13 protein-coding genes and 3 pseudogenes are annotated in these 10,572 nt (G+C 46.5%); 1 reads left to right on the forward strand and 15 read right to left on the reverse strand.

Going from position 1 to position 10,572, the window contains the following annotated elements; all coding sequences use genetic code 11:
• Positions 1–492: 492 nt before the first annotated feature.
• The 5 genes and pseudogenes from AACX68_RS02730 to AACX68_RS02750 all read right to left on the reverse strand — a co-directional run bounded on the left by AACX68_RS02730 (position 493) and on the right by AACX68_RS02750 (position 4,328).
• Positions 493–1,632, reverse strand: a pseudogene (locus tag AACX68_RS02730) (ISAs1 family transposase).
• A gap of 454 nt (positions 1,633–2,086) precedes the next feature.
• A complete protein-coding gene (locus AACX68_RS02735; protein ID WP_339389266.1) occupies positions 2,087–2,656 on the reverse strand; it encodes a hypothetical protein in 570 nt (189 codons plus the stop codon).
• A gap of 77 nt (positions 2,657–2,733) precedes the next feature.
• A complete protein-coding gene (locus tag AACX68_RS02740; protein ID WP_228860534.1) occupies positions 2,734–3,360 on the reverse strand; it encodes a hypothetical protein in 627 nt (208 codons plus the stop codon).
• A 72-nt stretch (positions 3,361–3,432) separates the two neighbouring features.
• Complete coding sequence (locus AACX68_RS02745) at positions 3,433–4,053, reverse strand: hypothetical protein (RefSeq protein ID WP_228860535.1); 621 nt, start codon at positions 4,051–4,053, stop codon at positions 3,433–3,435.
• Complete coding sequence (locus AACX68_RS02750; RefSeq protein WP_228860536.1) at positions 4,050–4,328, reverse strand: hypothetical protein; 279 nt, start codon at positions 4,326–4,328, stop codon at positions 4,050–4,052. The genes AACX68_RS02745 and AACX68_RS02750 overlap by 4 nt, the downstream gene beginning before the upstream one ends.
• Between AACX68_RS02750 and AACX68_RS02755 the strand changes: the two are divergent.
• Positions 4,306–4,722 (forward strand): annotated as a pseudogene (locus AACX68_RS02755) (IS5 family transposase); the annotation flags it as partial. The gene AACX68_RS02750 and the pseudogene AACX68_RS02755 sit on opposite strands and share 23 nt — an antisense overlap.
• Here AACX68_RS02755 and AACX68_RS02760 read toward each other — a convergent pair.
• The 10 genes and pseudogenes from AACX68_RS02760 to AACX68_RS02805 all read right to left on the reverse strand — a co-directional run.
• Positions 4,706–4,918 (reverse strand): hypothetical protein, encoded by a 213-nt coding sequence (locus AACX68_RS02760; protein ID WP_228860537.1) that lies wholly within the window; start codon positions 4,916–4,918, stop codon positions 4,706–4,708. The pseudogene AACX68_RS02755 and the gene AACX68_RS02760 sit on opposite strands and share 17 nt — an antisense overlap.
• A complete protein-coding gene (locus AACX68_RS02765) occupies positions 4,915–5,940 on the reverse strand; it encodes a hypothetical protein (protein ID WP_228860538.1) in 1,026 nt (341 codons plus the stop codon). Before AACX68_RS02765 ends, AACX68_RS02760 begins: the two co-directional genes overlap by 4 nt.
• 100 nt (positions 5,941–6,040) lie before the next feature.
• The gene (locus AACX68_RS02770; protein ID WP_370630329.1) at positions 6,041–6,595 is read right to left on the reverse strand and encodes a YmfQ family protein; all 555 of its coding nucleotides are present in this window, start codon (positions 6,593–6,595) and stop codon (positions 6,041–6,043) included.
• The gene (locus AACX68_RS02775; RefSeq protein WP_228860539.1) at positions 6,592–7,011 is read right to left on the reverse strand and encodes a baseplate J/gp47 family protein; all 420 of its coding nucleotides are present in this window, start codon (positions 7,009–7,011) and stop codon (positions 6,592–6,594) included. The genes AACX68_RS02770 and AACX68_RS02775 overlap by 4 nt, the downstream gene beginning before the upstream one ends.
• Positions 6,915–7,886: a hypothetical protein gene (locus AACX68_RS02780; protein WP_228860540.1), complete on the reverse strand. Its 972-nt coding sequence runs from the start codon at positions 7,884–7,886 to the stop codon at positions 6,915–6,917. The genes AACX68_RS02775 and AACX68_RS02780 overlap by 97 nt, the downstream gene beginning before the upstream one ends.
• The gene (locus tag AACX68_RS02785; protein WP_228860541.1) at positions 7,886–8,074 is read right to left on the reverse strand and encodes a DUF2635 domain-containing protein; all 189 of its coding nucleotides are present in this window, start codon (positions 8,072–8,074) and stop codon (positions 7,886–7,888) included. Before AACX68_RS02785 ends, AACX68_RS02780 begins: the two co-directional genes overlap by 1 nt.
• A 4-nt stretch (positions 8,075–8,078) precedes the next feature.
• Complete coding sequence (locus AACX68_RS02790) at positions 8,079–8,618, reverse strand: ATP-binding protein (protein ID WP_228860542.1); 540 nt, start codon at positions 8,616–8,618, stop codon at positions 8,079–8,081.
• Complete coding sequence (locus AACX68_RS02795) at positions 8,615–8,947, reverse strand: head-tail joining protein (protein WP_228860543.1); 333 nt, start codon at positions 8,945–8,947, stop codon at positions 8,615–8,617. The genes AACX68_RS02790 and AACX68_RS02795 overlap by 4 nt, the downstream gene beginning before the upstream one ends.
• Complete coding sequence (locus AACX68_RS02800) at positions 8,947–9,267, reverse strand: hypothetical protein (protein WP_228860544.1); 321 nt, start codon at positions 9,265–9,267, stop codon at positions 8,947–8,949. The genes AACX68_RS02795 and AACX68_RS02800 overlap by 1 nt, the downstream gene beginning before the upstream one ends.
• A gap of 1 nt (position 9,268) precedes the next feature.
• Positions 9,269–9,961: pseudogene (locus AACX68_RS02805) on the reverse strand (major capsid protein); the annotation flags it as partial.
• Positions 9,962–10,572 lie beyond the last annotated feature (611 nt).

Raw genomic sequence — 10,572 nt, forward strand, 5'->3', positions numbered from 1 at the left:
TGACAGCATTGTTGTCAACAGGAATAGAATCCATAATTACAAGAACATCATCTGGCTTCTTTAGTGGACTACCTTTATAGGTTTGGATATGAACTTGACAAGGTGAGCCAAACTCTTGATAGATCTGGTTCGCCAACTTAGGGATCCGCTTGGAAAACGGAATCTATGGTCACTCCCATTTTTGCAATACTGAAATTGAAAATATGTTGGCTTGCTTGAATCTATCCGGCGTCTGAATAGGCTTTATACCTGCGCCTCGATGAGTTCCGCGCCTGATGAACCTCAGAAAAATATACGGCTTCCACTGAGCCATTCCGTTTTACAAGTTCTTCAACAGGCCGATTGGCCGTTCGTATCATCAATAATCAGTATTCGCAAAACCTGATAAGTAACTACTTAAACTTGTTAATCAAGGTAAATATTACGCGATAAAGGCCTGTTGCCGCGTTGTCAATGCCCAAGCTATTCTGGCCCAGGGCAAACGGGTCTAAATTATACTGACGTAAATCCCATCATAAGAACTTTCAGCAGATAATCATTATCCCATCCGGCTTTCTGACGCTTGGTGTTCACCCCCACTTTAACTGTTTTCTCATTTTTCAGCAGGTTAAGCGCTATTTTATTCAGCAGTGCTAGATTTTCAGCCGCATGACCACTTCTCTGGCGCTGCCTGTCTTCACCAAAACTCACATCTAATTGCCAGTGCAGTTTATTTTCAATATGCCAATGACTGCGTATCGCATAGGCAATAAAGTCGGCCGACTTATCACCGTGACTAGTAATATAGTAGCGTCGTTCATAACTCGCTGATTTTCCCTGCTCTTCACGCCAGGACTCCACCACGGCAATGCCCCCCAACGTGGGCCATTGAGGATGTCGCTCCCGCAACCAAGCGATATCGTTAACCAGCCACAACTTACGCTGTTCAATGCGACCATGATCGCCATCGGTACTCTGCGTTTAGGCATGAGAAACGCCCGTAAAATCGTTCGCTAACTGGGTATCTAAAAAGAGCTTGATATCATCATGAAGTTCGCCCTGATTACCTTTTAACGCCAGCACATAATCAGCTTGCTTCCCGGTAATCTGGTCTGCAATTTTGTACTGGCAGCCCATCGCATCAATCGTGACCGTCGACCCTTCAATATCCAGCAAGGCCAGCAACTTGGGGAGTGCCGTGATTTCGTTCGATTTATCTGAGACTGTCATCTGACCAAAGCAATGTTGGTTCGCGACTGACCAAGCGCTGACCAGATGGAGAGCCGGTGCACCATTGGCTTTGTCTAACGTGCCCCGCAACGTTTTGCCATCCAATGTAATAATGTCATCGGAAATTTTGGCTAATCTGTTCACCCATTGGGTAAAAGCGTGTCCAAATTCATGGGAATCAAGCCGGTTTATCACATCGTTAAAGGTATCATGGCTGGGGATGCCATTGGGAAGATCCAAAAACTGACGAAACCAGTCTTCTTTGGATTTGCCATATTCTTCAATCGCATTGAAGCCTTCACAACCACAGAACACGGCAAAAATTGAGATGGTCAGAATATCGATGAGCGCATACTGTTTAGTTCGGCTAACACGCGGATCAGTGAGGTGACCAAAGGCATGGCTGAGGGTCGTTGCTTGCATGGCAGTTTCTACGGTTATCATTAACAGGAGCGGATTATAAATCACAAACAGCAACCCATTCTATTTATATGTACCGAATATATTCAGTTAATCCTATTGGTTAATTTAGATCCGTTTGCCCTGGGGATAGACTGGGATAATATGGGATAATATGGGATAATATGGGATAAGGTAACACAATGAAATATATAATAAATATGTCATTTACCCCGTTATCCCGTGGAAAATTGGTGTAGTTATATAAAGAGAATCGAGAGTAACGGTTATTTTTTCGACTCTCCGAGCTGCTGGGTTAATGTATTAGCCCGGTAGCTCGGAGATGACAAGCGTAGCGCGTCAGTGTCGTCCTGAATTGGGGGTGGTGAGAATATTATCTTCTCACACTCAGTTGAGTCTGCACTATTGATTTGCCCATGGCTTGGAAATCACCAACGTAATCAAATATCGCTCTTCATCAGGATGCCTGATCATCTTTGAAACGCACCATGTCCAACATGATTTGATACTTATTATCTGCTTGCCAATAGGTCGCTCCAGCGCCACCTTTCATACGACGAAGACTCTCATGCAATTCTGCCGTATTCGCTAAGGGTTGATACCCTTTAGTAAGCGCCCAACCCGTTTTACACCACTGATCTTGTAAATCCAATACAATCTTGATTGCATCATCGTAGAGTAATGGTTCAATTTGTGGCGACATACGCACGCTAATGATGACTTCATTCGCATACACAACAGCAAAGAATCGAGCTGGGAGGGTTACAAATCCATATTTAGGATCAATAAAGCGTAAGCGCGCATCTGTTTTTGGAATATTACGCCAAATTTGCCCCGGAAGATGTGGATCAATCTCGGCACTGGATCTCTGTCGCATTTCCTCATACGGTTCACCAATCACCAGAGCTATCTCGGGTTCACGGGAATTAAAGGAATGGTAGAGATAGATGCCTATCAGGCTTAGAACGATTAATGATGCCAATATTAAACGCCCACGTTGTTGCACCATGCCTTGTAACAGCTTCATTTGACACCTCCATTTGACGCAACATCCTAGATAGTGGGTGTGAAAATATTATCTTCTCACACCCACCTGAGATTACGCTATGGCTTTATCCACGGCTCGGCAATCTGCAATGTGATCAAATAGCGCTCTTCATCAGGATGATCATCATCTTGGAAAAGCGCTATATTTAACATTATCTGATACTGTTCACCTGCTTGCCAAATGGTCGATTCAGAACCTTTTAAACTACGAAGTTTAGCACGTAATTCTGATGTATTAGCTAAGGCTAGAGACTCCGTAGATCGAGTCAACATCCATCCCGCTTTACGCCACTGATCTTGTAAATCCAGTACAATCTTGATCGCATCGTCATAGAGTAACGGTTCAATTTGTGGAGACATGCGCACACTCTCGATCATTCCTTTATTATAGGAAACAGTAAAAAATCGTGCTGAGGGGGTAATAAACCCGTATTTTGGATCGGTAAAGCGTAAACTTGCGTCCGTTTTTGGGATTCTGAACCCGATGCTATTATCATATGGTGGGCTAATTTTAGCGCTAGAGCGTTGCCGCATAGCTTCATATGGTTCACCAATCACAAGAGCTATCTCGGGTTCAGGGGAATTAAAGGAATGGTAGAGATAGACAATAACCAAACCGAGAACGCTTGAGAATACTAATATTAAACCACCGCACCGCCGACTTATACATTGTGAAAGGTTCATTCAATACCTCATCCTGAAACATTAGAAGAGTGGGTGTGAGAAAGAATATCCTCACTCCCATCAGAGTTTGTTTTATTGATTTACCCACGGTTTGGCAATTGCCAGTGTAATCAAATATCGCTCTTCATCAGGATGTTTGTCATCTTTGAAACGAGCCACATTCAGCATGATCTGATATTTATCATCTGCTTGCCAAAAGGTTATTCCAGTACCTTTCATCTTACGAAGGCTTTCGTGTAATTCGGGTGTATTAACCAAAGGATGGTATCCTCTGGTAAGCACCCAACCCGCTTTGCGCCACTGATCTTGTAAATTCAACACTATCTTGATCGCATCGTCGTAAAGCAACGGCTCTATTTGTGGCGACATTCGTACACTCTCGATTATTCCATCATTGAACTTAACAACAAAGAATCGGGCAAGGGGGGTAACAAAACCGTATTTAGGATCGGTAAAACGTAAACGCGCATCTGTTTTTGGAGTATTAAACCAAATTTTACCTGGAAGGTCTGGATCAATCGCGGCACTGGATCGCTGTCGCATTTCCTCATAAGGTTCCCCGGTCACTAAGGCTATTTCAGGTTCACTGGAATAAGAAAAATAATAGAGATAGATGGCTATCAGGCCTAGAACTATTGATAAGGTTAAGAGTAAACCACCACGACGTCGGCTTATGCATTGTAATAGATTCATTCTACTCCTCGTCCTACCGCAATGTTTTGCAGAGATTTTTCAAGCAAACTTCGGTTACTGTCATGTAGCATCGCATCAAAACGTTCTGCTGCCCTGAGAACAAAAGGCATACGCTGACCTACATCAGCGAGATTGGCATACGGTTTATTGTTGCTAAAGCTAATAGTTCTACCATCATCGACAGGTCGGCACTGACTGGCCAATGTTAACTCAACAGCTTCTGAAATATTTCTTACACCAGACAAAATATTTAGTTGTGGCGGACTCTCAACCAAAATCCATTTAGCCGTAGACAGTGACGGTTTTCCTGTCCATTTTGAGCTTTCCGGGGGACAAACCCATGATATCGTTCATGCTGAAAGTCTCCTTTCACACTCTCCCACTTCAGATTTTGTTATTGCGGATAAAGGATACGATAGTGAAGCTTTCAGGGAAATCGTCAAACGCAAAGGAGCGACACCGGTCATTCCCTACCGGAATAACAGCCGAAAATCGGATAAAAAGATTGATAAGGGTTTATATCGTTATCGTCATTTAGTGGAAAATGCGTTTGCCAGAATCAAGCATTTTCGTGCAATCGCAACAAGATACGATAAATTAGCACGGAATTATGCCAGTATGGTGGCACTGGCATTTATCATCGTCTGGCTACCTATGTGGTCAGAATAAATGATGAACACAAAACGTCAACAGACCCTAACTCTTTGTCATAAACTACCTTCAGCGTGTCAGGGGCGAATAACGATTGAGAGGTGTACCATTCGTGTCCTTCTTCATCCCGCAAAATCGCTGCACCGTAACGGACTAACATATGCTCGTATTCACTGACCGGTATGGATTCGGTTAAATTGATTAATTTCATCATGACGTGACCTTATTTATTGTGAGCCATTTTCCGTTAAGCAATATCTGTAACGGTCGGACATTAACGGACTGGGCACCGGGGGTGAACGTGATACCCCGAACCATCAGGCCGGTATCGATAGAAACAAAATCCCCGGAGGCCTTAATCGTTGAAACATCCCCTTCCCGCATATCTAAGATGCCTTTTGCTGAATCGGGGATAGTGACCTTAAGCGCAACATCCTTCGCCCCGTCAAACAACACATTCCCTGTCGCATCCCCCATGAGCGCAATTTTTCGGGCTGTACTTAACTGATTGACTGTTTTTTGAGGGTTTTTCGTCGTATAGATTTCTGTCCTGTCAGAATAGTGCTCACCGGCAATATTCCGGGTGAAAATCCGGGGATTAGACGTATCACTGGCACCGATTGCTAATACCGTCCGGAACCAATGAGTCCCTGCTATCACATAATGAACATAGGCCTGATAGGGGGCAGGATTAACTGATTCACCAATGCCCGAAAAAAAGATTTGGGTGACGCTGGTATCAGGGTTATCGCTCCCAAAGCCACCAAAGCCAAACTGACCCACGTTCATTTTTTTTGATAATGCAGTCGTGACAGATTTTTGGCTCATGACCCGATCTGTTGCTGTGCCGGGTTGCTGCTCAATACAACCCAGCTGCCGGATAAACTCATTTTTATCCTGAATATCCGCCCCATTCTGCGCTTTCTCAAGGCGGCTGTTGGCGTTGACCTGGTTCACTAATTTCTGACTGGCTGCCAACGCACTGGATTGCCCCATACTGTCAGTTAATAGCACTTTCGAATCCGATACTAATTTACTGATTGCCTCAGACAGCTGAGCATCATTCGTTTTGTTCGGCTGCATCCCCGCTTTCAGCAGCACATTAATGATTTCCCGTTGTAGGGTATTAAACCACTCCTCTTCCAACAGAGTGGGCGGGATACCGGCAGCCACATTCCCATTGGTAAACTCACCGTGACTGTCTGCGGTGTTGGTGATATCACCGATTTTTTGCATAACACATCCTCACTCAATGAAGGTGATAAAAGATAAAATTAAAATGATTTAGTAATAGATTACTGGCTGTAACCGAACTGCAAGAGAGTATGAGACGGGCTTATCCGGCGAAACTGGCACTCCATTTTTTGTTGCCCCATGAGCGCAGTGGGTCCCCACTGTAGCTTCCCCCGGCCACGGCATAGTTCATTGTGGTTTCCGGGGCATTAATTCGCCAGACAAACGGCCAGTCACCTCCATTTAATGCCGCACCACACGCTGACATCCCCGCTCGGGCCTGCCGAAATTCTGTAATGGTGATACGAAATCCCAATTCTGCCGCCAGACCCATAAAGTAAGATTTCGACTGCCCGCCGGTGCGTAATAACTTCGAAACCACCGCCTTCTGTCGCAGCGAAATACTGTCAATTTCCCCAATCGCACAATCATCCGGTAAGTCCAATGACTTCTCCCACTCCGGCAGCATAATCGTTGCGGTGGCCGGAAAACTGCCCTCCAGTAATAAATGCACATCCTGGTCACTGCGGTGATAACTCCGAGCAATCGCCCGTACAACCGCACTCATCACCGAATCCGGTGTTCGGATCCACGCCATCCCGGTAGGCAATAAGCCATTAAGAGCAGTGGTATACGCTGCCACGCTGTATTGTTTCATGTGTAAGTCACTTTCCCGCGTAAGGGCAAATGTCCCACCGGCAGTGTAATATTGTCAGTCGGTGAGGTGATCACAAAGCCTGCTGTGCCCGGTACGTCAGCAATGGCATATTGCAGCTCGGAGAGCAGAATGCGTCCCGTACCATCCGGATTGCCACTCTCAAACAACACGTTATCAATCGCCGCATTAATACGTCTGGTTACCTCTGTTCCCACATGAGATAAGCCGCTAATCGTGAAATTAAGCAAATGTTTGATGGGGGATAATACACAGACTAAAGCCGTAACGGGCTGCAAAATATAAAGATGGTCAGCCACCCTCAGTTGATCCCCCGTGGCATGGACGGCATACGATTCCTGTGAGGAAACGCCATCCTTGCCGACAGGAAAGCCATCGTACCCATTGTTATCACACATGATATAGACGCCCACGGTGCCGGCTCCCGCCGCTCTTGGTCTGACCCAAACACGGGTAACTCGCCATAGGTGCCACTGATCACACTGAATGCATGACCGTATAATTGCTGCTCCCATGACCAGCGACCGCCGGTATCAGACAGGAATGCCTTGACTTCATCCAATGACACAGTGTCGGTGTACGGGTTAACGATAAAATCAAACGCCCGGTCATTTAAGTTCGCCAGACCATCCTTCAGCTCGGGTGCGCCTACGCCGCCGGTCATCGGTGTGATGCGTAACGCCATCCCGGTGGGCGTCTCTTCCCCGCCGGCCTGTCCGCGGAAATTGAGACTGATATCAATCCCGTTGCCATGCGCCCCCTTGTTTTTGGCAAACAAGGTAACAGTGTTAATGTTCGCCGCCGCTTTCACCGGTAAGGCAGCCTTACGGTTAATCGCCGCGGCTAATGATTCAGCCACCTGCGCCGGTTTATCGGTCGCCATCACCGCAAGCTGGACACGCTGTCCGGCAATATACAGTGATACAACCCCCGAATAGGTCGGCATAGAGGTAATTTCAATCGCTCCTCGGGCCGCTATCTGGCTTTCACTGTCTTTCAACGGCAATACCCATAATTCAGCAGCGACATCATTCGCCAGATACGCGGTCGTCATACCATGCAGCAGAGAACCATGCCCGAACTGAGAGGCGGCTTGCTCTGCTGACGAAATCCGCACCGGGATCGCCGATTTTGCAGTTGCCGTATCCAACATCTGACCGAGGATTAATGAACGCTGGGTCGCGGTCGCACTGTTCGCCATCGAGTTATCAAATTCCACGAAAAACAGCGGCGTTCTGAGATTATTGGGAATACGGGAAAACGGAATAGCCATTATTCAGCCTCCTGAGTGCCTTTTTTGGCAGGTTTAACTTCTTCTACCGGCTGACAGATTTCAACGTCACCGTCTCTCACGCGACGATGCCAGAATAACGTATCCGGCACGTGGGCACCGACGTCGGGCAAAGGCTCGCCCTTAACCGGACAGCGTACCAGCCGCCCGGCAACAGGTTTGACAAACATAGGATTACTCCAGATTAATTCGGATATGGGGTTCAGGGGTGTGTTCCGGCATGGCGATAGTCACATCAATACCATCCAGTGAATGCGTCTCAATCGGGTAAAAATCCTCCGGTCCCTGGTAGTATTCAATATCAATGTCCATCAGAAGCTGAGCGAAATGTCCCTCGCCGTTGGCATCAATATCAATCTGTGACCGGATTTCGGAAAACTGCTGCACCACTTTTGTTAATGCATAGCCATTGATGACCGCCCGTTCGATTTGCTCGCGCAGGGTTTCCAGTGCCAGTTCCGCCTGTTCAGCACCGCCTTCCAAATCATCATCAAACGCTTCCAGACGTCCGGTGACTCTGACCGTCGTGGTGGTATGAAACTGCGGGGCGTTGCGGCCTAACGACTTTTTATGGTCAAACGGGGTCTGCACCAGAATACACGGATAATCCTCACTCCGGGTTGACCAGTCACGCGGGGAATAAACGCGGGATTGAGCGTGGGTTTTCCCGATCAGCGCCTGAACGACCAGACTGCGTAGTTGAGCCGCATTCATTTTTTCACCACCCGGTTAAGTTGCAGATGCGTCCCGCCGTGACTATCAGGCTGGACATCGTTCACTACAAATTCGGTCTCAAGGCGATAGATAAAGACCCGATCCCCTTGCTTCGGTGGTACTTTAAGCGCCGCATCACGGACACCTAACAGGGGCTTGGTGGTATTGATACCACTATCGCCGTCAAGGGATTCCACCTGCTGAGTGTAGGCGCGGTCAAACACGCCCATGATATCGTAAGGTTTACCCTGCTTAGGCCGCCAGTTCACCTTCTCGCCAAACTGCTTATGCAAAGGCGCAAGCAGATGTTTATCCCAGTCAATCGGCATCAGGCCTCCTGTGAACTGCGGGATAATAACTGCGCCCTTAAGTCATCCAGACGCACAATAACGCCCAACGCAAGCAGGCGTTCAGCCTCGCCACCGAAGATGGGTATAACCGTATTTTCCGGGTAATCCACGCCGTTATGCCGGACAGTACGGCCCCTCACCACGACAAATTCAGGGGTTTCCTGACCATCAGCTTGTGTATCGTTGTCTGATTCTTCAGGTAATGCAGACTGTATATCTGGTGAATTAACCGCGTCTGTCGGGTCGGTTTGTAATTCGGGCGGTAATCCGCCCAGTTCCTGTTGAGGTTTCTTTGCCATATCACACCACCGTTGCGCACAGGGCCGCATTTACCCGGCTGGGGATGACTAACGGAGCAGACTGCACCATCAGGAAACGCTGTGCGGGATCTTCCTGCAACCACGATTTCGGTGCATACGCCATCGGGCCATAGTTAAAGGCCGGGTCCAATATCGCACCAAAGGCACGGGTGCCCATCAAATCTGCACCGGACATAATTACTGTACCATCGGGTAACATCGGCTTTTCTTTGCCGTCCACCGGGTCAATAAACCAGTCGTTGTAGACCCACAGATCAAACTGCCCCCAACGGCCTTTATAAACCGCCCCTTTCTGCACCTGCGTACCGGGATTGATTTGGTTACCGTACGGGTTTAATGCCGGAAACTTAATGGCACTGTCGGTGATAGTGGTATCCAGACGGAACGCATTCCATGACTTTGTGGTAAAGACTAAATCGGTCGGTACGGCACCGGAGTTTTTCAGGATACGCTGCGACCAGGCTTCAATATCCTGCGTCGGCTGGGTGTTGGTTTTGCCTGCATCGACCTTCGTCGGCCATTTATCACTACCACTCAGGGTGACGGTCAGGTCAGCAGAGCGACCGAAATTAACCACTTTCGTTTCGTAACCTTCCCCCGCTACGGTGATAGTCCCGGTGACCATTGCACTGGCGGCCATCCACTCTAACCGTCTGTTAATCATATCAATTTGGAATGTCAAATGGTGTTATAATCACCTGTTATATAGCGATTTTATTTAGTAGTTAATGGAGTGGTATAGCTTAACGTATAGCAATAGCAGCTATTCAAATCACGCTATTCATTAATTTCAAATATATCCAGTGATGACCTGATATCCATAATCAATAAAGCAGCGTCAGTACACTAAACGCCCTGAGCTAATGACTGACGACGAATATCGTCGGTAGTGGGAGGTCAATACGATAACCCTTCCGAGCTTATGGCGATATTAACCGCACTGGAGTAATATATTATACTAATTTATCTCATAAATTTAATAAACTAGGTACACAGATGTTTAAAAAAATATTCTTTCTTATCTCCATATCATCAATATCATGGTTTACATATGAATTTCACAGTTTATTTAATGATCTCCCCCTAAGAAATAAATTCCAGAATATGACGCATGTGTTATCAATAGCTATTTTTTCTTACATTATATTCTTATCAAAAAACAAGGAAGTTATTTCCATATTACGAAATTTTTATTATTCATTTAAATATTTTAAGGATTTTAAAAGGCAATCCTGTTATGCATTTTTATTTTGCTATTTGTTTTTATCCTACATACATTACAAC

Origin of the sequence: Xenorhabdus sp. PB61.4, from assembly GCF_963894935.1 — a bacterium.
GTDB lineage: Bacteria > Pseudomonadota > Gammaproteobacteria > Enterobacterales > Enterobacteriaceae > Xenorhabdus > Xenorhabdus stockiae.

Bases quoted from the DNA above. Each gene is read 5' to 3' on its own strand.
- AACX68_RS02740 (WP_228860534.1), bottom strand. From the start codon at position 3,360: ATGAACCTTTCACAATGTATAAGTCGGCGGTGCGGTGGTTTAATATTA.
- AACX68_RS02770 (WP_370630329.1), bottom strand. From the start codon at position 6,595: ATGAAACAATACAGCGTGGCAGCGTATACCACTGCTCTTAATGGCTTA.
- AACX68_RS02765 (WP_228860538.1), bottom strand. From the start codon at position 5,940: ATGCAAAAAATCGGTGATATCACCAACACCGCAGACAGTCACGGTGAG.
- AACX68_RS02745 (WP_228860535.1), bottom strand. From the start codon at position 4,053: ATGAATCTATTACAATGCATAAGCCGACGTCGTGGTGGTTTACTCTTA.
- AACX68_RS02785 (WP_228860541.1), bottom strand. From the start codon at position 8,074: ATGTTTGTCAAACCTGTTGCCGGGCGGCTGGTACGCTGTCCGGTTAAG.
- AACX68_RS02775 (WP_228860539.1), bottom strand. From the start codon at position 7,011: ATGTGTGATAACAATGGGTACGATGGCTTTCCTGTCGGCAAGGATGGC.
- AACX68_RS02790 (WP_228860542.1), bottom strand. From the start codon at position 8,618: ATGAATGCGGCTCAACTACGCAGTCTGGTCGTTCAGGCGCTGATCGGG.
- AACX68_RS02800 (WP_228860544.1), bottom strand. From the start codon at position 9,267: ATGGCAAAGAAACCTCAACAGGAACTGGGCGGATTACCGCCCGAATTA.
- AACX68_RS02780 (WP_228860540.1), bottom strand. From the start codon at position 7,886: ATGGCTATTCCGTTTTCCCGTATTCCCAATAATCTCAGAACGCCGCTG.
- AACX68_RS02795 (WP_228860543.1), bottom strand. From the start codon at position 8,947: ATGCCGATTGACTGGGATAAACATCTGCTTGCGCCTTTGCATAAGCAG.
- AACX68_RS02735 (WP_339389266.1), bottom strand. From the start codon at position 2,656: ATGAAGCTGTTACAAGGCATGGTGCAACAACGTGGGCGTTTAATATTG.
- AACX68_RS02760 (WP_228860537.1), bottom strand. From the start codon at position 4,918: ATGATGAAATTAATCAATTTAACCGAATCCATACCGGTCAGTGAATAC.